Source organism: Pseudomonas sp. 5C2 (genome assembly GCF_034314155.1).
Taxonomy (GTDB): domain Bacteria; phylum Pseudomonadota; class Gammaproteobacteria; order Pseudomonadales; family Pseudomonadaceae; genus Aquipseudomonas.
On record NZ_JAVIWH010000002.1, the window covers coordinates 1684057 to 1704702 of the forward strand.

The following is a 20646-nucleotide window of genomic DNA, read 5'->3' on the forward strand; positions in this document are numbered from 1 at the left end:
AAAAGGACCTCGCCATGCGTCGCACCCTGATTGCCTCCGCCCTGCTCCTTGTCATGGGACAAAGCCTGGCGGCCACAGCCTTTATCTCCAACGAAAAGGACAACACCCTGAGCCTGATCGATATGGAGACCCTGCAGGTCACCCAAACCCTGCCCGTGGGGCTGCGGCCCAGAGGGTTACTGCTTTCCCATGACAATAAGCTGCTGTATATCTGCGCCAGCGACTCGGACCGCGTGCAAGTCATAGACGTCGCCACGCACAAGATCATCAAAGAATTGCCCTCCGGCAAAGACCCTGAGCAATTCGCCCTGCACCCCAATGATCGCTGGCTGTATGTCTCCAACGAAGATGATGCTTTAGTCACGGTCATCGACACCGAAACCTCCAAGGTCCTGGCGCAAGTCGATGTCGGCGTCGAACCTGAAGGCATGGCTGTCAGCCCTGACGGCAAGTGGGCGGTCAACACCAGTGAAACCACGAACATGCTGCATTGGATCGACACCAGCACCCAAACCCTGAAGGACAGCACCCTGGTGGATCAGCGACCACGGTTCGTCGAATTCAACAAGGACGGCTCCCGCCTGTGGGCCTCGGCGGAGGTCGGCGGCACGGTCAGTGTGGTTGATGTGTCCACCCGCAAGATCCTCAAGACGCTGACCTTCCAGATCAAGGGCGTGCATCCGGATAAGGTTCAACCTGTGGGCATCAAGCTCAGTGCCGATGGCCGCTATGCCTTCGTCGCACTGGGCCCGGCCAATCACATAGCCGTGGTCGACGCCAAGACGCTTGAGATTCTCGATTACTTGCTGGTGGGCCGCAGGGTCTGGCAGCTGGCCTTTACGCCAGACCAGAGTCAGTTACTCGCCACCAATGGCGTGAGCGGCGATGTATCCGTCATTGATGTGAACAGCCTCAAGGTGACCAAGTCGATCAAAGTCGGCCGTTATCCGTGGGGCGTAGTTGTCGCCCCATGAATGCCCTTGAAGTGGATGATGTCAGCTTCGCCTATGGCGCCAGAGAAGCACTGCGGCATGTGGCGTTCAGTGTCGCGCCCGGACATTTCGCGGCGCTGCTTGGCCCCAACGGGGCTGGCAAGTCGACCTTGATCGCGTTACTGACCCGGCTCTACGACCTGCAACGCGGCGAAATCCGTGTGGGCGGCTGCTCGCTTCGTCAGGCCCCGCGCCCGGCCTTGCGCCAGTTGGGTGTGGTGTTTCAGCAAAGCACCCTGGATCTGGACTTGAGTGTCGAACAGAACCTGCGGTACCACGCCGCACTACACGGGATGTCCCGGCGTCAGGCGAGCGGTCGGATCGACGAGGAATTGGCCCGCCAACAGCTGACTGAACGGCGTGGTGAGCGGGTCCGTGAACTCAATGGCGGTCACCGCCGCAGGATAGAAATCGCTCGCGCGCTGTTGCATGAACCGCGCCTGCTATTACTCGATGAAGCCAGCGTCGGCCTCGATCCGGCCAGTCGCCTGGCGCTCAATCGCCATGTGCGTAGCCTGTGTCGCGAACACGGAATCAGCGTGCTCTGGACCACTCATTTACTCGATGAGGTCCAGGAAGAGGATGACTTGTTGATTTTGCACCAAGGGCGTCTGGTAGCGTCGGGACAGGCTGCGGCGGTAAGCGCGGAGCATGGCGGCGACCTTGGCGACGCGTTTCACCGGCTGACTACGGCACCTTCGTTACACGCCGCGCCCGCGACAGGAGCAAATCGATGAGCGTTTACTGGCACTGTTTCAGCGGCATCGTTCTGCGCGAATGGCTGCGGTTCATTCTGCAACGCACGCGCTTTCTCAGTGCGCTGGTACGCCCCCTGCTCTGGTTGCTGGTATTCGCTGCGGGCTTTCGCGCCGCGCTGGGCATCGCGATCATCGAGCCCTATGACACCTACATCCCGTATGAGGTGTACATCGTTCCGGGGCTGTCCTGCATGATCCTGCTGTTCAATGGTATGCAAGGTTCGCTGTCGATGGTCTATGACAGGGAAATGGGGAGCATGCGCGTATTGTTGACCAGCCCTCTGCCGCGCGCCTTTCTGCTGGCCAGCAAGCTGCTCGCCACATCGTTGATTTCCTTGCTCCAGGTCTATGCCTTTCTCGCCATCGCCTGGATCTACGGCGTGCACCCCCCCGCCTGGGGCTTGCTGGCGGCCTTGCCGGCGATGTTGCTGGTAGCGCTGATGCTAAGCGCGCTGGGACTGCTGCTGTCCAACGCGATCCGCCAATTGGAGAACTTCGCCGGGGTCATGAATTTCGTGATATTCCCGCTGTTTTTCCTGTCCTCGGCCCTTTACCCACTGTGGAAAATGCGCGAAGCCAGCGAGTGGCTGTATTGGCTATGTGCGCTCAACCCGTTCACCCATGCGGTAGAGCTGGTGCGCTTTGCCTTGTATGAGCGCTTCAACCCGCTAGCGTTTGGGGTATGCGTGGGTCTGTGCCTGCTGTTTTCGCTGCTGGCAGTGCTGACCTTCAATCCTCAGCACGCGGCGTTGCGTCGGGCAACCTGAGCCGACAGCGTTCAAATACAGGTAAACCAGTACTTTAGTACTGGTTTACCTGTCTATCGTCGCATTCACAAAGCACCTTCGGTGACATGTAATGCCACGATAACAAGAAAGGAAACACCCTATGCCGTGCGTTCTACGCCCTGTACTCCACCCTTCCCTGGCGGCGCTTATTTTGACGTTAAGCCTGGGTCTAAGTGTCGCCCAGGCACAGACCCCGTTGTTTTCAGCCGACGGGTATCGCCTCACGTTGTATCGCAGCCCTACTCCCGATCACGTAGAGGGTGCTCATATCATCGACACTGAACACTTGCAGACACTACTGCAGCAAGCTTCCAGACCGGTGCTGATCGACGTCTATCGCAGACAATGGCTGGAAGGTCGGTTTATCGACGACGAACCCCACGCCAACCTCCCCGGCAGCCATTGGCTGGCCAACAGCGGCGACGGCGAACTCACCCCGCGATGGCAGGACTATTTTTCGCGAAACTTGCAAAAAGCAACGGCTGGACGCAAGGATCAGCCTTTGGTGTTCTATTGCCGCGCCGATTGCTGGCTGAGCTGGAACGCGGTAAAACGAGCTTCTGCATTGGGCTACAGCGATCTCTATTGGTACCGCGATGGTCTCGATGCCTGGCAGGCGGCCAATTTACCCGTACAGCTGGCCCAACCCGAACCCTTTCCCTGAGCAACAGGCCCGCCCCCGCGCCACACCATAATCAAAATAACGAGGTGAAAGGCTATGTATAAAATTCTGATTGCAGACGATCACCCTCTATTTCGCGAAGCCATCGCCAATGTCATCAGCGACGGGTTTCCGGGCAGCGAAGTGATGGAAACGGCCGATCTGGACAGCGCGCTGGCACTGACCCAGACCCATGACGACCTCGACCTGATTCTGCTCGATTTGAATATGCCTGGCATGCACGGTCTCAATGGCCTGATCAATCTACGCAACGAGGCGCCCACAATTCCGGTGGTGATCGTGTCCGCCGAACAAGACAAACAAATTGTGCTGCAAGCCATTACCTACGGTGCGGTGGGCTTTATCACCAAGTCTTCGCCACGGGCGCAAATGACCGAAGCGATAGAGCAGATTCTTAACGGCAATGTCTACCTGCCCTCGGACATCATTCGAGCACAGAGGCCCGGCACCCGGCGCAGCATGAACAACACACCCAGCTTCCCACCTGAGTTGCTACAAGCCCTGACCCGCAAGCAATTGCTGGTACTGGAACGCATGACCAAAGGCGAATCGAACAAACAGATCGCCTATACCCTGGAAATTGCCGAAACCACGGTCAAGGCCCATGTCTCGGCGATCCTGCGCAAACTTAACGTGCATAACCGCGTCCAGGCGATTCTCAGCGCCGGGGATATCGATTTCGCGGCCTATCTACGACGCTGATCAAACTGTCGATCGGCCCAGTAGATGGCTGATCGCGGTTTTGAGCTTCATCGGCCGCACCGGTTTGTGCATCAGGGTGTGGCCCAGCTCACGCATTTGCAGCTTAAGTTCATTACTGTAGTTGGCAGTGATCATCAGCGCTGGCAAAGGTGAGCCGCGTCGAGCGTTGATCGTTGCCACCGCATCGACGCCATTCTTGTCATCGTCCAGGTGGTAATCGGCAATCAGCAAGTCCGCGTCGGTATGGTAATTCTCTACCTGCCGAGCCAGGTCCTGCTCAGAGAGTGCGGTCACCACCTGGCAGCCCCAGCTTTCGAGCAACGTGCGCATGCCGGCGCAAATTGCCGCATCGTTGTCCAATACCCAGATACGCGCACCTCGCAGGCGCTCCATCATCGGTTCGGTAATGCACGCCTGCTCGAGCGCCTTAGGTGCACTTAGGGTCACTGGCACCTCGATGGAGAACATCGAGCCCTTGCCGGGCCAGGAACGCACGCTGACCTTGTGCCCCAGTATGCCCGCGATTTTTTCGACAATCGCCAACCCGAGCCCGAGCCCGCGATCCTGATTCGGCCGTTGCACATCGCCGCGTTTGAACTCCTGGAAAATCTCCTCCAGCTTGTTCTCGGCAATACCGATGCCCGTGTCCCATACCTCGATAGACAGGCGCTGGCGATGCCGACGGCACCCCAGCACCACGCGGCCGGTGGTGGTGTATCGGATGGCGTTGCTCAGCAGGTTGCGCAGAATCCGCGCCAGCAATTGAATATCGCTGCGTACAAGCACCGAGCAGGGCACGAATTCTAAAACCAGGCCCTCGCTGCTGGCAATTTGCGCGTACTCGACGGCCAGGTTGTCCAGCAGTTCGCTCAGAGCAAACGGTGCGATATCGGCCTTGATTACACCAGCATCGAGCTTTGAGATGTCTACCAGTGTGCAGAGCAAATTTTCCACGTCTTCCAGCGAATTGCTGACATTACGCACCAGAATCGCATTGGCCACCGGCTCGCGTCGCTCCAGCAAGGCACTGGTAAACAGGCGTGCGGCGTTGAGTGGCTGAAGCAGATCATGGCTGACGGCAGCCAGAAACTTGGTTTTCGACAGGTTGGCCTGTTCGGCTTCGAGCTTGGCTTCACGCAGGCGTAACTCTACGCGACTGCGTTCGTCGATCTCGCGCAGGAGCTGACTGTTGAGGGTGGTCAGCTCGGCCGTGCGTTCGCGAACGCGTAGTTCAAGGTTCTGGTAGGCCTGGTGCAGGGCTTCGGCGGTACGGCGGCGCTCGGTGATATCCCGGATCAACACAAAAATACCGACCACTTCGCCACTGGCCAAACGGTTGGGCACGTAGGAGCGCAGCATGTATCGCTCCTGATTGTTGATGTTGATCTCTGGGCATTCAAAGGTCACGCTCTCCCCCGCAAGGGCGCGTTCAACATAGGTTTCCAGGCGCTGATAATGCTCTTCGCTGTGAACCTCGCGCAGGCTCTGTCCGAGCATCACGCCGCGCGGCCAGCAGTACCACTCCTCATATACCTTGTTGGTGAACTCATAGACCAGGTCGGCGTTCAGGTAAGCAATGAGCGCGGGAACGTGGTCAGTGATCAGGCGAATCCAGCGCTCGCTTTCGCTGAGGGCTTCAGCATGCTGATAGCGTTCGGTGATGTCGGTGAAGGTGTTGACGAAACCGCCAGTCGGCAATGGATGCGTGCGGATTTCAAGGACCCGCCCGTCGAACAACCGCTGTTCCCGCTCATGGATCACTCGACCGTTGGCGTCACGGCTGGCCGGTGTCAGCAGATCCAGCTCGCTGTCAGCGATCACCTCGGCAAAAGGCCGATGCGCGGCGACCGGAGCCAGCCCGCTCAATTCCAGAAAGCGACGATTCCACAGTTCCAGAACCCCATCGGCGTTGACCATCGCCACCCCCTGAGACAGGTTATCGACAGCCCTCTGCAGCAGGTGCGACTTCTGCGCGACGGCCTGTTCGCGGCGCACGGTTTCGTTGACTTTGACTTCGGTGATGTCGGTAAACAGGATCACCCGGCCGCCCTCTCGGGTAGGTCGCTCACTGACCTGCAACCAGCGGCCGTCGTTCAGACGATACAACAGATGCTCGTCAGCGCTGTGCCGAGGTTCTTCGATAAACAGCCCGGTACTGGCCATCAGACGCTTGACCTCGGCCAAACGCATACCACCGATGATCCGCACCCGACTGTTGACCCAGAACGCTTTGAATCGGCTGTTGAACAGGACGATGCGCTGGTCCTCATCAAACAGCACGAACGCATCGGAAATACTTTCGATCGCATCCACCAAGTGCTGGTGGGCCGTTTCAGCACGCAGGCGGGCCTCGCTCAGCAGGTAATTACTGGCCTTGAGTTCGGCCATCGCGTGGTTCAATGCATCGGTGCGTTCCCTGACCTGTTCGGCCAGGACCACCGAATGCTGAAAGGCCGCATAGGAATCATTGCCACGCGCGGTGCCGGACTCGACCCGTTCAATCAGGGCCGTGTTGATCCGCCGCAGCTTTTGATTATCCCGTTGCAGTTGTGCGATGTGCTCGAGCAATTCAGCGGGGGAAGGAGGCTGCACGGTTCCGTCCGATGGCAACGCCGGTGAAGGTCTGGTTGATGTGCATGCCATTGAACTGTTCTCCGTAGGTGTTGAAACCTATCACCCGATGCTCGCGCAGGAAGTCGCCAATCTGCTGGACGCTGCCATCGGCCTCCAGCTCCATGCGCCGCAGAAAACAGTCGCAGCCAATAGTCAGCAACAACGAACCCAAGCGATCCTGCAAGCCATCGAACAGGCCCTGCAGATTGGGCAACAACGGACCTGGGGTCATGGCAGTGAGCACAATGCCGTTCTCCACCGCGCAGTAAAAACTCAGGCTCAGGTCATGGTTGACCTGTTGAATCGCCCTGACGTAGTACTGATCGTTGATCCGAACGGCCAGTGGGTGCGCAGCAAATATCCGGTGATTGAGCTCGGCCACCGGTACCCCGATGATCTGCGCATACTCCTCAGCCGCAGGCTCGGCATTAAGCTCGTAAACCCGGCGCATGGTGCTGTCGGCACGGGTGACCACGAGCTTTTCCGCACGCGGCAAAATGTGGTGCGTGGTGAAAACTTCGAAGTCCAGCCAGGTATTGACCAACAGCACCACGGCGGCGCCGCTGTGGAATTCGCCGCCGAAATATACGTGAGTGTGGGTCAGGTAATTATCGTCTCCGGCAGAACCACCGAAGTGCGGGATATCGCCCAAGGCTGCACTCAGCGCGGCGAGGACCATCTCCTCGCGGCTGGACAGGCCGTCGAGCAACGTCAGGGCGAAACTGTTGCCTTTGATCGGCGCCAGGGTATTGCTGCGACAGTCGCCAACCAGTCGCTCGACCATTTGCTGAGCGTCGATCAGGCTGAAGCGTTCCATTTCATCAATCAATTCGGCGGCAATAGAGAAATGCCGATGATCAAAGCCTATCGCCGTCACACAACCACGGCCGTAGCCCTCGGGAGTGATTTCGCCGGCGCTGGTACAGCCGACCACGCGAATACCTCCAAAGCTTTGCTGCAAGGCGGCACCCAAGGCCTGTAAATCGTATTCAGCCGAGCAGAAGAACAACACGAAGCCCAAGTGCGGATGCAACAGCTGTCGCGCCAGTTCCTGCGCGACCTCTTGCGCCCCGGTTGCCATCGACATCGCGCTCACTACGCCGTCGGTTTGGGCTTGCTGCATATAGTCGCCTCCCGAAAGTGCGTTGTCTGATAGGCCAGTCTACGAATACTGGACCCGGCCCCGTATCCTACTTGGGTAGTGGGTAGCCACTCCGATAGGATGAGACCGCGACATTCAGGCACTCACTCCCACAGTAGAGTGGACGTACACTGTGGGAGTTGGCACACCGTAACCACTACCAGGTCAAGACAGCGCCCACGGCAAAGGTGTTGGTGGTTTCGTTCAGGGCGGTGGTTTCATGCCCTCTGATTTCAAACTGGTTGTACTCGACGACCAGTTGGAGGCTGCTATTGACGTCGTGAAACAGCGCGATACCACGCGTGTCGTAATTGGCGCCGGAGCCTACTACGCCGTTGCCATCGTCATTGGTCTTGCCGTATGACAGTGCCAGTCGGTTTTTGCCAAGTTTGTAGGAGCCCTGCATCAGGTAGCCAACGCTGTCTACTTCACGCAAAGTCGCCTCGCCAGCGTTATTGGTGAAGAACGGGTTGATACCCTTGGCCCGAAACCCAGAACCGGTGAGCGTCACGCCACCCATCTTCGCCTGAACCCCATAACCCAACCCTTTTGACGTCACCGAAGCAACGGTCGAATCGGTATTGTCAGAGGTTTGATAGCTACCGTTGACCCAGCTGTACACCTTTGCCCCGGCCGCATCGAACTGGTAAGTGACCTCGCTCTCGGTCCGCGGATTATTCTGGTAAGCCTTACCCAGTGCGCTGCTGTTATTGGTATCCACCGGATCCATGATGCCTACAGCTACTCGCAGCCCGTCCATGATCGGCGAACGGTAGGTGATCTGCGAAGTGGGAAACGGATAGGGGTAGCCGGTGCCGATGTTGCCGAAAGACACCCCGCCACCGTCTACCAGACCCAGGGTATCGCTGACCTGACCATAGCCGGAAAGCATTTCGTCCAGGAGGATATTGGAACGCGCAAACAGGCCAAAATCCTTACCAATCAGGACCTCCCCCCACTCTGGTTTGGCGACGGTGCCGTAGAATTGACGAACGTCGATAGCCGTAGCCGTGCCATTGGTCTGGCTGTCGTTAATGGTGACCCAAAGCGACGCCCGTGCGCCCAACTTCAGATCATCCACTTGCTTGCCCATGTTGAAACCAATGTAGTTGGGCAGGAAGCCCATCTTCACTCGGGCCTGACTGCGGTCGTATTGATCGCCAGGCCGGTCAACTTTGCTGTTCACGTAGAAGGTGTTGACGTAACCGTCAGTGGAAAATGTCGTCTGGTCCTTGTCATATAACATGATCTCGGCGTTGGCCAGTTGGCTCAAACTGAGGGTGGACAGGCCGGCAATAAGCACAGGCAGGAATCGACGTTGAGAATTCTTATTGTTGTGCATGGCGCGCTCCGCAACAGGGACGAGATGTCGGAGGCGATTATCAAAAGGTCTGGCCCACAGCCATACGCTGCCTTGGCCGCAATGTGTCAGTGCTTTAGATTGGCGGGTAGAGCCCGCCCATCACGGTGTAAGACTACCGTTACAACCGGGATCTAAACTTAAGTACTGCACCTCGCGCCCCACCCGGTCGGTTCTCGGCTATAAGTGCGGCTCGATGAAACCAAACCGGGGCACGACGGGTCATTGATAGTCGTCAGTTGCGTCATTGAGTCTGAGTTTTCACAACGCCAGCCTGGCAGGGCTGGTGATACAGCAATCGGGTTACAGCGCTGCTTTCCTGATACTCACCGCTATTGCCGCAGTGGCATTTCTTTTACTATGGCTGCCATGCCCGAAACGTTGAATTGGGCTCGGAACAGCCCCTCCAGCCTGCCGATAAAGTCATCCCGATTACCTCGCGATGCTCAATTTCCGTTATCTCGCCTTTAGCCTCACGCTTGAGTAAAAACAATGCCTGCATTCGATCCAACTGCGGTCATCTGGACAGTGGCCGCCCTGGCAACCTGCGGGATCATCCTGCGCCCATGGCGAGTACCTGAGTATGTCTGGGCGGTGTGTGCCGCCGTATTACTGACGGGTCTGGGGTTCATTCCGCTCCACTCGGCCCTGGCGGCGATGGCTAAAGGCAGCGATGTTTATCTGTTTCTGATTGGCATGATGGTGCTGGCTGAACTGGCGCGTCAGGAGGGACTCTTCGACTGGCTGGCCATGTATGCAGCGCAACACGCCCGGGGGTCGGGACAACGACTGTTCGACTTGGTGTTCCTGGTCGGCACGCTGGTGACGATATTTCTATCTAACGACGCCACTGCCGTGGTGCTGACCCCTGCCGTTTACGCAGCGGCCAAAGCGGCCAAGGCAGAGCCTCTGCCTTATCTGTTCGTTTGCGCCTTCATCGCTAACGCAGCAAGCTTTGTATTGCCCATCTCCAACCCTGCCAACCTGGTGGTTTTTGGCAGCCACATGCCACCACTGATGACCTGGCTGTGGCAGTTCACCCTGCCCTCCATCGCGGCGATCGGCCTGACCTATATTGTGCTGCGCTTCACCCAGCGCAATCATCTTCGCAAGCCGTTGGAAACCGTCATCACCCTACAACCCCTGTCGAGTGGCGCACGCCTGACCGCATTCGGCATCGTGCTGACTGCGGTGCTGTTGCTGTTGGCATCGGCGCTTGACCTGCAATTGGGTCTGCCGACCTTCTGTGCCGGGCTCGCGACGGCGAGCCTCATCCACTTACGCCAGCGTCTGAACCCGCTACCGGTGCTCAAGGGCGTTTCCTGGGGCGTACTGCCGCTGGTGGCAGGCTTGTTTGTATTGGTCGAGGGGCTGGCGCAGACAGGCGTGATCAATACCCTGGCGCATGCATTGGCGTCCCTGGCCGAAAACTCCACCCTCCAGGCGACCTGGGGTGCCGGGATCATCGTGGCTATCGCCAGCAACGTGGTCAACAACCTTCCAGCAGGCCTGATCGCCGGGTCGGTGGGTCAGATCGATCATCTGCCCACGGCCATCACGAGTGCACTATTGATCGGTGTCGACCTAGGGCCAAACCTGTCGATTACCGGCTCGCTGGCTACGCTGCTGTGGCTTATTGCCGTGCGCCGCGAAGGCGAACACGTCAGTGCTATCGACTTCCTGCGTCTGGGCATTCTGGTGATGCCGCCCGCGTTGATCGGCGCATTGGCGGCGTTGTCACTCAGTGGCGTCTGAGGCCCGGCAAGGCCTCAGCCGACAGGACGATTCCGTCACCTATCCAGGACACGGCAACTACTCAGATCGCTGCCCGGGCAAAATCCGCTTCAGGGTGTTGTCGCCCACCCAGTAATGGTGAAAAAGCCCTGCCGCTGCATGCAACCCGATCAGCCAGTAACCGGCACTGCCGAGCAACTCATGCCAGTCCTTGAACTGACGCGCCAATGCTGGATCGACGCTGACCGGAGCAGGCAGCACGAAATCGAAATAAGGGATCGGTTTATCCCCGGCACCTAACATCAACCAGGCGAATATCGGCGTAGCGATCATCAACCCGTAAAGCGCCAGATGCGTCAGGTGCGACAGGCCGATCTGCCAGCCTGGTGGACGCGGCAAAATGGGCGGACTGGGTTTCAAACGGGCCAGCAACCGGACCCACACCAGCGCGAAGATCGCCAGCCCGAACAGTGAATGCAGCCCAAGAAACATCCCCTTCAGCGCATGCCCTCGCGGCAAGAGCCCCTTGATTTCAATACAACTGTAGACACCGACGAATAGCGCCAGCATCAGCCAGTGCAGAGTGATCGATAGTTTTCCATAACGTTGCGGCACTGCGCTGTTGTTCATGAGCGGACCTCTCAAGTGTCGTGATGTGCTGCCCGAGTCATTTGGGCTATCAGCACCTTGGCTGACGAGTCTTAAGCCAGTCTGAAGACTGACCCGATACGACCTTAGACGTACTTGGACGAACCTTCAGACTTCGCTAAGAATTGGCGCTGATACTCTGAACCTGACTACCCACGGGAGGAGTCCTCTCAATGCCCGGTTTCGACTGGAACATCCGGTTACCCCTGCATTTCGGCAACACCGACGCACCTGACATGAGCTTGGTCAGGGCCCTGCCAGGTGAACCAAAACGCTCAGAGTTCGAAGCTTATATTCAACAACGCTTCCACCTGGCTCACGGGGCCGAGATACGCCAATTCATGCCTGAACTGTTCGGGTTGAGTCATTCCGCAGGAGGGCTGAGCGCCGTTGCCGGAGTGCGGCTGGGAGCTTCAGGGCCGCTGTTTCTCGAGCATTATCTGGATGAACCCATCGAACCATTGATCTGTGCGGCCGCTGGCCGCCCGGTTGACCGAATCGGTATTGTCGAGGTCGGCAATCTCGCCGCAAGCGATACCGGCAGTGCACGCCTGAGCATCATCACCCTCACCTGGCTACTGGCGATGGGCGGGCTGGAGTGGGTGGCGTTTACCGGTAACGCTGGGCTGGTCAACAGCTTCCATCGCTTGGGATTGCGCCCCGTGACCCTCTGTGCCGCCGACCCGCAGCGACTGGGTGAAGACCAACATGCCTGGGGCAGTTATTACCAAAGTCAGCCGTCCGTGCATGTCGGCAATATCCGTGCTGGCTTCATTCATTTACGCAACGTGGGGCTATTCAATCGCCTCGGTTTGCCATCGACGTCCGAGATGATCAACCATGTCGCCTGAACTGGAAGGGTTCAAACAGATTCTTCGTCAACATGCCGAAGAAAAACCTGACGTCCTGGCATTATGGGGAGATGCGCAGCGGCTGGATTACGCCACCCTGTACGCAGAAGTCGTCTATCGGCAACAGCGCTTGCGCGAAGAACGCATCAGTGTGGTCGCCTTGGCCCTGGAGAACGGTCCGAACGCACTGCTTTGGGACCTTGCGGCACTGTTCGAAGGTCTTACCTGCCTGACGTTACCGCCTTTTTTCAGCCCCGCGCAACGTAACCATTGCCTGGAGCAAAGCCAGGCCGAGCTGGTCATCGCCGACACCGATCAGGCCCCTGAACTGACAACGGCTGGCTATACACAGGTCGGAGAGTTCTGGCGCCGGTCATTTTCCGGCACAACGCGCATGCCTCAAGGCACAGCCAAGCTGACGTTCACCTCAGGCACCACTGGAACCCCCAAAGGCGTATGCCTGAGTGCCGACAGCCTGCTAAGGGTGGCCAGGGAACTGGACCTGGCCACACGTGCTACCGAGTCTCACCATCATCTCGCCCTGCTTCCTCTGGCCATTCTCCTGGAAAACCTGGGGTGCTATGCCGCGCTTTATGCGGGTGCGACGCTAAGCCTGCCGAGTCAGAAAAAACTCGGGATCCAGGGCGCCAGTGGCGTGGATATCCCCCGGCTGCTCGGCACACTTGCCGAACGACGTCCCGAAAGTCTGATCCTAGTGCCGCAACTGCTTCTGCTGTTAGTCAACGCGGCCGAGCTCGGCGCATTCAACGCCTCGACACTGCGCTTCGCCGCCGTGGGCGGGGCCAGGGTGTCGGTTGAGTTGTTGCTACGCGCACAACGGATCGGCCTGCCGGTCTTTGAGGGCTATGGCTTGTCAGAATGCGCGTCGGTGGTGTGCCTGAACCATCCCGGCGCCAACCGCCTGGGCAGTGTCGGCAAGCCCTTGCCCCATGTGAAGGTCCGCTTGGCTGAGGACGGTGAAGTGTTGATTGGCGGCGCTCCAATGCTCGGTTATCTGGGCGAATCGCCCGAGGCCACGGGTTGGTGGCACAGCGGTGACCTGGGCGAATTTGACGCAGAGGGTTATCTCTACCTCAACGGCCGCAAGAAACATCAATTCGTGACCAGTTTTGGGCGCAACGTCAATCCCGAATGGGTCGAGGCCGAGCTGACACAACGCAGCCATATCGCCCAGGCTTTTGTGTATGGCGAAGCAATGCCGCGTAACCACGCGCTGCTGTGGCCCCACAAGCCGGACTGCACCGACGAGGAAATCACCGCCGCAGTCGCCCTCGCAAACGAAAACTTGCCCGACTACGCCCAAGTTCATCAATGGACACGTCTGGAGCAACCTTTTACTCCGACCAATGGCCTGCTCACCGCCAATGGTCGACCACGGCGCGAAGCCATCCTCGAACGCTACCGGCATCAACTCATCTCATCGGTTTACCCTGAGGTATCAGCATCATGAGTTTCTTCGACACACTGCAAGAAGCCACCCAGCACGAACGCCAGGAATTATTTAACTTACCGATCATTCGCCAAGCCCTTGCCGGTCGGGTCAGCCTGGAAAGCTATCGCGCTTTTCTGACCCAGGCCTATTACCACGTTCGACACACGGTCCCATTGATGATGGCGTGCGGCGCCCGTCTGCCCATCCGCCTGGAATGGCTGCGAGGGGCCGTCTGTGAGTACATCGACGAAGAGTACGGCCATGAACAGTGGATCCTGAATGACATTTCGGCCTGCGGTGGCGACGTCGATACTGTTCGTGAAGGACGCCCAGAACTGCCGATCGAGTTGATGGTCGGTTTCCTCTATGACTTGATCGCGCGGGACAATCCCGTCGGCCTGTTCGGGATGGTCAACGTACTCGAGGGCACCAGCATTGCGCTGGCCACACATGCCGCCGACAGTATTCGCGAGCACCTTGAACTCCCCACCACTGCCTTCAGCTATTTGAGCTCTCACGGGGAGTTGGACGTGGCGCACATGCAGACCTATCGCCGGTTGATGGATCGCCTGGAAGACCCGACCGACCAAGCCGCCGTCATCCACGCCTCGAAAGTCGTCTACAAACTGTACGCCGACATGTTCCGTGCCCTCCCGGGCGCTACGGCCGAGGAGACCTTGCATGCAGCTCTCTGAAGCAAGAGTCGTCCTGACCGGTGCTAGCGGCGGGATCGGCCTGGCCATTGCCGATGCCCTGTGCGCGAAGGGCGCCCTGGTGTTGGCGGTGGCCCGACATAAAGCGCCACTTGAGCGGCTACTCGCGCTTTATCCGCACAATCTGCGCTGGATATCAGCTGACCTGACGACCGCCACTGACCGCAGAAAGGTCTTCACCACGGCCGAGGAAATGGGTGGTGTGAACCTGCTGATCAATGCCGCCGGGGTCAACCACTTCGCCATGCTCGAACAGCTGGACGATGCAGAAATCAACGCCATGCTGACGTTGAACATCAGCGTCCCTATCTGCCTGACGCGCACGTTTCTGCCTCTATTGAAAGACGCTGAAAATGCCATGGTCGTTAATGTGGGGTCCACCTACGGCTCCATTGGTTTTCCGGGTTACGCCAGCTATTGTGCGAGCAAATTCGCGCTACGCGGTTTCTCCGAAGCCCTGCGTCGCGAGCTGGCCGATACCCGGGTTGGCGTGCTGTACGTGGCGCCCCGTGCGACGCGCACCTCTATGAACAGCCCCGCCGCACAGGCCTTGACCGACGCACTGAAATCAAACGTCGACGACCCACACATCGTCGCTCAGGCGGTTATCCATGCGATTGCGGGTGATCGTCGCGAGCTCTACCTGGGCTGGCCTGAACGCTTCTTCGTCCGTTTGAACAGCCTGCTGCCTAACCTTGTGGACCGCAGCCTGCGTAAACAACTGCCCTTGATCCGGCGACTCAGTGTCCGGCAAGAAAAAGAGAAATAAAAACCATGAAAAAGCTCTGCATCTACCTGCTTCTCGGCGTTTTGAGCAGCCCTGCCTGGGCCTTGGAAAGCGCGGATCAGGAACGCCTGATTGCCATTCAGCAAAGCTGGGCCCATATCCAATACGAATTGCCAGCTGAGCAACGTGTGGCTGCGTTTGAAAAGCTTGCAGCACAAGCGTCAGCGTTCACTCAGTCCCGGGGAACCGTTGCCGAGGCCTGGGTCTGGTCCGGTATCGTTACCAGCAGTTGGGCCGGAGCTCAAGGCGGACTGGGGGCATTGAGCAAGGTCAAGTCGGCGCGTATCGATCTCGAAAAAGCGATAGCGCTGGACCCGAATGCGCTGCAAGGCTCCGCTTATACCAGCCTCGCCGCACTCTATGATCGGGTTCCCGGCTGGCCCATCGGCTTCGGCGACGCAAAAAAAGCCGAACAGCTCTTGAAACAAGGCTTGCAACTCAACCCGACTGGCATAGACAGCCTGTACTTTTGGGGGGACCACCTTTATCGTCAAGGTCGTTATGTCGAAGCCAAGGCAGCCTTGCTCAAAGCCTTGCAAGCGCCACCGCGTCCTGGCCGGGAAACCGCCGATACAGGTCGCCGCCAGGAGATCCAGGCGTTGCTTGGCGAGGTAAACAAGAAAATTAACTGACAGGAGTCAGCTATGCGTCTACTGCTTATCGAAGATGACATCGCTCTGGGCGAAGGTGTTCATCAGGCCTTGAGCCGAGAGGGTTACACCGTTGACTGGCTTAAAGACGGTAGCAGCGCTCTGCATTCGCTGCTCACCGAAACCTTTGATCTGGCCGTGCTCGACCTGGGGCTGCCACGCATGGACGGTCTCGAAGTGCTGCGCCAGTTACGCCAGAGCGGCTCCACGCTGCCCGTGCTGATCCTCACCGCGCGCGATGCCACCGAAGACCGGATTGCCGGTCTGGATGCAGGCGCCGATGACTATCTGGTCAAACCTTTCGACCTTGCCGAATTGAAAGCCCGCCTGCGCGCGCTGCTGCGTCGAAGTGCGGGACGCGCCCGGGTGCTGATCGAGCATGCCGATATCAGCCTGGACCCGAGTACCCAACAGGTGACTTACCATGGCGCACCGATTGCGCTGACACCCAAGGAGTACCAGTTGCTCTATGAACTGCTTTCTCCCCCAGGACGGGTGATGACCCGCGAGCGATTGATCCAGCTGCTTTATGGCTGGAACGAAGAAGCGGAAAGCAACACCCTCGAGGTGCACATCCACAATCTGCGGAAAAAATTCAGTTCTGAGTTAATCCGGACCATTCGCGGTGTCGGTTACCTGGTTGAAGAGCGCCGATGACGTCAATCAGAAAGCGCACCATGACCCTGATTCTCGGCCTGTTGCTTGTCGGCCTGCTGATCATGAGTTTCTTCAACCTGCATGACAGTAATCATGAAATTGCCGAAGTCTATGACGCGCAACTGGCCCAAAACGCTCGCCTGCTGCAAGGCGTCATGCGCATGCCAATGGCCAGCAAGGACCATTCAGCACTGTACCAGGCCTTCAATCAGGCCCTCAGCCAAGCCTCGCCCAAGCTCGATGGCCATCCCTATGAGAGCAAAATTGCTTTTCAGGTATGGAATCATCAAGGCGAACTGCTGGTACACACTGCCAGCGCCCCCACCTTTACCCTGCCCCCCTCCCAGACAGGTTTCAGCGATGTCGTTGACCTGAAAAATCATCAGTGGCGGACATTCATTCTCGACGACGTGCAGTACGGCCTGCATATCTGGGTCGGCGAGCGTAACGATGTGCGAACGGATCTGGTTGACCGTATCGTTCAGCATACCCTTTGGCCAAATCTGTTGGGCAGCCTGATCCTGGTCACGGTGATGTGGCTGGCGATTGGTTGGGGGCTCAAGCCTCTGGCCGACTTGGCCGCGACCCTGCGCGCTCGACACTCCGGCTCCCTGGAGCCCCTGCAAATCGAGCCGCTGCCCAGCGAACTCGAACCCATGCAGGCCGCGCTGAATCGAATGCTTTCGCAAATCCAGGAGGTGCTGGGGCGAGAGCGACGCTTCATTGCCGATGCGGCCCATGAAATGCGGACACCGTTGGCGGTACTTCGGGTGCATGCGCAGAATTTACTGGAAGCGGGCACCGAGGCAGAAAAACGAGAGTCACTCGAATACCTGATCGTCGGTGTAGACCGCACCAGCCGTTTGGTTAACCAGTTGCTGACCATGGCCAGGCTCGAACCCCAGTCGATAGCACCGCCCCTGCAAACCGTTGACCTGACGGCGACTGTTCGAGAGGGTCTCGTTCAGCTTACGCCCTGGTTGCTGAGCAAGGGCCTTGAGCTGACTTTCGACGTCAGTGATGTCCCTTACATCACCCATACCGACCCAGTAGCGATTAACATCGCGCTTAATAACCTGGTGACCAACGCCGCGAACTTTTCTCCAGAACATGGCCTGATCACTGTCCGCCTGACAAAAATCAATGGACACTTCCAGCTGACTGTCGAAGATCAGGGGCCGGGTATCAACGAGGCAGAGCGTGAGCGGCTCTTTGAGCGTTTTTACAGTCGAGGTAACGACCAGGGCGCAGGGCTTGGACTGACGATTGTACAAACGATTGCGGTTCGCCTGAAAGGTCGGATACATCTGGATAACCTTCCAGACGGCGGTCTCTGCGCAACACTGGAACTCCCGGTCAACTAAGGGGCTTGTCGGCTTTTTTGCCGACAGTCCCCAGCTCGATCGGCGCTTTTATGTAGAACAAGGAGATGTCTTCGGCCTCCAGGCGCTCGAACAGGCGCGCGCACTCGTCTTCGCTAATCGCCATACGAATTTCGGTAGGTTGATCGGCAAGTTCAAAGACGTGCGTGGAATGCAGCTGGCCTGTATGGCCAAATCCCTCTATGCCCGTCGATAGCGTGGCGCCGCGTAGCCCCAGTTCTTTGGCCAGGTCGACGACCCAGTCACCGAGCATTTTTCCGCGATAGCGACGATTCTGCTGAGTGAAGAAAATCACCAGAAAACCTTTCATGATCCAACTCCTTTAGCGTGCGCTAATCAGCTGAAACGAAGCCGGCACCGAGCAACGCGCCGATAGCGATGAGCAGCCATGATTTCAGCATAGCCGCCGTCCTCCCCGTCGCCCGGACCGTCCTGGGGTTTATTTAATGCATCGGACTAAATAACGCCCATCCTCCACCTCGACGCCATGGGTGTCATGGGTGAAGCCCGGGAAGCGCCGGTCGTACTCTTGCAGCGCCTTGAGGTAGTCGAGAATTGGACCATCCGCCGCCCCTGCGCTCTCGCCGGGCATCAGTAGCGGGATGCCTGGCGGATATGGCACCACCCCGGTCGCCACGGTGCGGCCCGCCATTTGTTCGAGGGTAAGGACTTCGATATTGCCGCGCACCAGTTGCTCGTATGCCGCGACCGGACTGAGTTGGGGCACCGGCAAGGTAGAGAACGCCCGAGACATGGATTCAGTGGTGCGCAGTTCGGACATGGCCTGGAACATGGTGTCGCACAGTGTGCGCAACCCCATGCCACGGTAGCGTTGCGGGTGCGCGGCGATCAGGGGCGGCAACACGCTGTCCAGTGGCGCGTTGGCGTCGTAGTCACGTTTGAAGTCCAGCAAGGTGCTGACCAATGTACCCCACTTGCCTTTGGTCACACCGATAGAGAACAGGAACAGAATCGTAAAGTCGGTGGTTTTCTCCACCACGATGCCCTGCCGGTCCAGGTAGGCACTGAGCACCACCGCAGGAATGCCCTGCTGGCTCATGCCGCCACCGGGCAAAATCCCGGGCGTGGTGATCGACACCTTGATCGGGTCAAGCATGCAGTAGCCGTCTTCGATGTCACCGAAGCCATGCCAGGCAGCATTGGGTTTTAGCCCCCAACACTCAGGCTCACTCGCCAGCAGAGCCTCATCGGCAGTATGGAACGGCACCACTTCGCCACTCTCGGGATCGATGACAGTGTCAGGCTGCCAGACATTGAAAAACCATTCGCCCCGGGCCTGGAACTCTTCGTTGAGTCGCGGCACCATGCGTCGAAAAGCAATCGCCTCGCGAATTGCATCGCCCGTCAGGGCTTTGCCACCAGGGCCGTCCATCATTGCCGCACTGACATCGTTGGAGGCGATGATTGCGTAGTTCGGCGAAGTCGAAGCATGCATCATGAACGCTTCATTGAACCGCGCATGTTCGATAGGCCGGCGACCATCGCGCACATGGATCATCGAAGCCTGGGACAGCGCCGCCAGCAACTTGTGTGTGGATTGGGTCGCAAACACAGTCGGCCTGTCCGCGCTGTAGTCTGCTGGCTCGCCATGCATGGCGAAACGCTCTCGGTAGATCGGGTTGAAGCGCGCATAACCGAACCAGGCTTCGTCGAAATGCAGGCGGTCGACGCTTTGACCGAGCAGCTTCTCGACCTGGGTGACGTTGTAACAAAGTCCGTCGTAGGTGGAGTTGGTGACGATCGCGTGCATCGGCGTCGGGTCGAACCCGTCACGCACCAATGGATTGCTCGCCACGGCGTCGCGCACGGCCTCGGGGCTCAGGCGCTGGGGAGGTATCGGCCCGATCAGACCGTAGTGATTTCGCGAGGGAATCAGGTAGGTCGGAATCGCCCCGGACATGGTCATCGCGTGCTCGACCGACTTATGGCAGTTGCGATCACACAATGCCACTTGGTCACGTGTGACGCTGGCCATCAGGATCACCCGATTGGAGGTCGATGAACCATTGGTGACGTGATACGTGCGATGAGCCCCGAAGACCTTCGCTGCGTACACTTCGCTGGCACCGATGGGCCCAGAATGATCGAGTAACGAACCCAGCTCGCCCACTGAAATCGACAAGTCCGAGCGGAACAGGTTTTCACCGAAAAAATCGAAAAAAGCCCGTCCTACCGTCGACCTCAGAAACGCTGTACCGCCGGTATGTCCGGGCGTGTGCCAAGAGTATTCGTACACTTGCGAGAAGCGTACCAGCGCACCAAACATCGGTGGCAGCACGGCCTCACGGTAACGCTGAATGGCAGCGACGATGCGCCCGCTGATAAACGCGGTGGTGTCTTCCAGCAACCAGATGAAGTCGTCTGATTTCTGCATGGCGTCAAGCGGGATGGTTGCTGCACTGTTGCGATCAGCCAGCAGAAAAATCGGCAGCGTCTCGCTGCGCTCACGCACAGCATCCAATACGCTGTTGGCTATTGCATGACTGTCGTCGAGGGCCAACTCCCAATCGAGTAACACGCATTGCACCATAGGGTCTGAGTGAATCAGAACAGTGGCATCCAGCGCCGACTGTGCCAGCAGGACCTCAACCTGGCGTTTTTCCAGCTCTTGCGCCAGTTGCCTGACGGCGCGGCCCGCCGCCGTATTGGCAGCAAGATCTTCATGGATAAGCAGTGCTTTCATGCCAAGACGATTTTGCTGATCAAAGGACATA

The 20646-nt window shown here is 58.3% G+C and carries 19 protein-coding genes; 13 read left to right on the top strand and 6 right to left on the bottom strand.

Annotation, left to right across the window (positions count from 1 at the left end; all coding sequences use genetic code 11):
• Nucleotides 1-14: 14 nt before the first annotated feature.
• From RGU44_RS08435 to RGU44_RS08455, 5 genes are all read left to right on the top strand, one after another.
• On the top strand, nt 15-974 hold the full coding sequence (locus RGU44_RS08435; RefSeq protein ID WP_322216624.1) for a YVTN family beta-propeller repeat protein: 960 nt from the start codon (nt 15-17) through the stop codon (nt 972-974).
• Nucleotides 971-1729, top strand: a complete 759-nt coding sequence (locus RGU44_RS08440) for an ABC transporter ATP-binding protein (RefSeq protein ID WP_322216626.1) — start codon at nt 971-973, stop codon at nt 1727-1729. The genes RGU44_RS08435 and RGU44_RS08440 overlap by 4 nt, the downstream gene beginning before the upstream one ends.
• Nucleotides 1726-2517, top strand: coding sequence for an ABC transporter permease (locus RGU44_RS08445; protein ID WP_322216628.1), 792 nt, complete (start codon nt 1726-1728; stop codon nt 2515-2517). The genes RGU44_RS08440 and RGU44_RS08445 overlap by 4 nt, the downstream gene beginning before the upstream one ends.
• 121 nt (nt 2518-2638) lie before the next feature.
• Complete coding sequence (locus tag RGU44_RS08450; protein WP_322216630.1) at nt 2639-3202, top strand: PQQ-dependent catabolism-associated CXXCW motif protein; 564 nt, start codon at nt 2639-2641, stop codon at nt 3200-3202.
• Nucleotides 3203-3256: 54 nt separating this feature from the next.
• Nucleotides 3257-3922 carry a response regulator transcription factor gene (locus RGU44_RS08455; RefSeq protein WP_322178971.1) on the top strand — a complete coding sequence of 222 codons (666 nt, stop codon included), beginning with the start codon at nt 3257-3259 and terminating at the stop codon, nt 3920-3922.
• On the opposite strand, the gene nahK is transcribed toward RGU44_RS08455, so the two are convergent.
• The 3 genes from nahK to RGU44_RS08470 all read right to left on the bottom strand — a co-directional run bounded on the left by nahK (nt 3923) and on the right by RGU44_RS08470 (nt 9018).
• A complete protein-coding gene (gene nahK / locus RGU44_RS08460; protein WP_322216632.1) occupies nt 3923-6565 on the bottom strand; it encodes a hybrid sensor histidine kinase/response regulator NahK/ErcS' in 2643 nt (880 codons plus the stop codon).
• Nucleotides 6492-7658 (bottom strand): nitric oxide-sensing protein NosP, encoded by a 1167-nt coding sequence (gene nosP / locus RGU44_RS08465; RefSeq protein WP_322178969.1) that lies wholly within the window; start codon nt 7656-7658, stop codon nt 6492-6494. The genes nahK and nosP overlap by 74 nt, the downstream gene beginning before the upstream one ends.
• A 175-nt stretch (nt 7659-7833) precedes the next feature.
• The gene (locus RGU44_RS08470) at nt 7834-9018 is read right to left on the bottom strand and encodes a porin (protein WP_322178968.1); all 1185 of its coding nucleotides are present in this window, start codon (nt 9016-9018) and stop codon (nt 7834-7836) included.
• A gap of 510 nt (nt 9019-9528) precedes the next feature.
• Here RGU44_RS08470 and RGU44_RS08475 point away from each other — a divergent pair.
• Nucleotides 9529-10791, top strand: a complete 1263-nt coding sequence (locus RGU44_RS08475) for an arsenic transporter (RefSeq protein WP_322216633.1) — start codon at nt 9529-9531, stop codon at nt 10789-10791.
• 57 nt (nt 10792-10848) lie between these two features.
• Here the strand turns inward: RGU44_RS08475 and RGU44_RS08480 are convergent, their stop codons facing one another.
• Nucleotides 10849-11400 carry a cytochrome b gene (locus RGU44_RS08480; RefSeq protein ID WP_322178966.1) on the bottom strand — a complete coding sequence of 184 codons (552 nt, stop codon included), beginning with the start codon at nt 11398-11400 and terminating at the stop codon, nt 10849-10851.
• A 191-nt stretch (nt 11401-11591) separates the two neighbouring features.
• Between RGU44_RS08480 and RGU44_RS08485 the strand changes: the two genes are divergently transcribed.
• From RGU44_RS08485 to RGU44_RS08515, 7 genes are read left to right on the top strand one after another with little or no spacing between them, the layout of a single operon-like run.
• Complete coding sequence (locus RGU44_RS08485) at nt 11592-12269, top strand: thermostable hemolysin (protein ID WP_322216634.1); 678 nt, start codon at nt 11592-11594, stop codon at nt 12267-12269.
• Complete coding sequence (locus RGU44_RS08490; RefSeq protein WP_322178964.1) at nt 12259-13740, top strand: AMP-binding protein; 1482 nt, start codon at nt 12259-12261, stop codon at nt 13738-13740. The genes RGU44_RS08485 and RGU44_RS08490 overlap by 11 nt, the downstream gene beginning before the upstream one ends.
• The gene (locus RGU44_RS08495) at nt 13737-14417 is read left to right on the top strand and encodes an iron-containing redox enzyme family protein (protein ID WP_322178963.1); all 681 of its coding nucleotides are present in this window, start codon (nt 13737-13739) and stop codon (nt 14415-14417) included. Before RGU44_RS08490 ends, RGU44_RS08495 begins: the two co-directional genes overlap by 4 nt.
• Nucleotides 14404-15204, top strand: coding sequence for an SDR family oxidoreductase (locus RGU44_RS08500; protein WP_322178962.1), 801 nt, complete (start codon nt 14404-14406; stop codon nt 15202-15204). The genes RGU44_RS08495 and RGU44_RS08500 overlap by 14 nt, the downstream gene beginning before the upstream one ends.
• Nucleotides 15205-15209: 5 nt before the next feature.
• Nucleotides 15210-15854 (top strand): tetratricopeptide repeat protein, encoded by a 645-nt coding sequence (locus tag RGU44_RS08505; RefSeq protein ID WP_322178961.1) that lies wholly within the window; start codon nt 15210-15212, stop codon nt 15852-15854.
• A gap of 12 nt (nt 15855-15866) precedes the next feature.
• Nucleotides 15867-16529 (top strand): response regulator, encoded by a 663-nt coding sequence (locus RGU44_RS08510; RefSeq protein WP_322178960.1) that lies wholly within the window; start codon nt 15867-15869, stop codon nt 16527-16529.
• Complete coding sequence (locus RGU44_RS08515; RefSeq protein ID WP_322216635.1) at nt 16526-17893, top strand: ATP-binding protein; 1368 nt, start codon at nt 16526-16528, stop codon at nt 17891-17893. Before RGU44_RS08510 ends, RGU44_RS08515 begins: the two co-directional genes overlap by 4 nt.
• Here RGU44_RS08515 and RGU44_RS08520 read toward each other — a convergent pair.
• A complete protein-coding gene (locus RGU44_RS08520; protein WP_322178958.1) occupies nt 17886-18221 on the bottom strand; it encodes a DUF190 domain-containing protein in 336 nt (111 codons plus the stop codon). The two genes, RGU44_RS08515 and RGU44_RS08520, sit on opposite strands and share 8 nt — an antisense overlap.
• 129 nt (nt 18222-18350) lie before the next feature.
• On the bottom strand, nt 18351-20645 hold the full coding sequence (locus tag RGU44_RS08525) for an Orn/Lys/Arg decarboxylase N-terminal domain-containing protein (protein ID WP_416194618.1): 2295 nt from the start codon (nt 20643-20645) through the stop codon (nt 18351-18353).
• Between the last annotated feature and the right edge of the window lies 1 nt (nt 20646).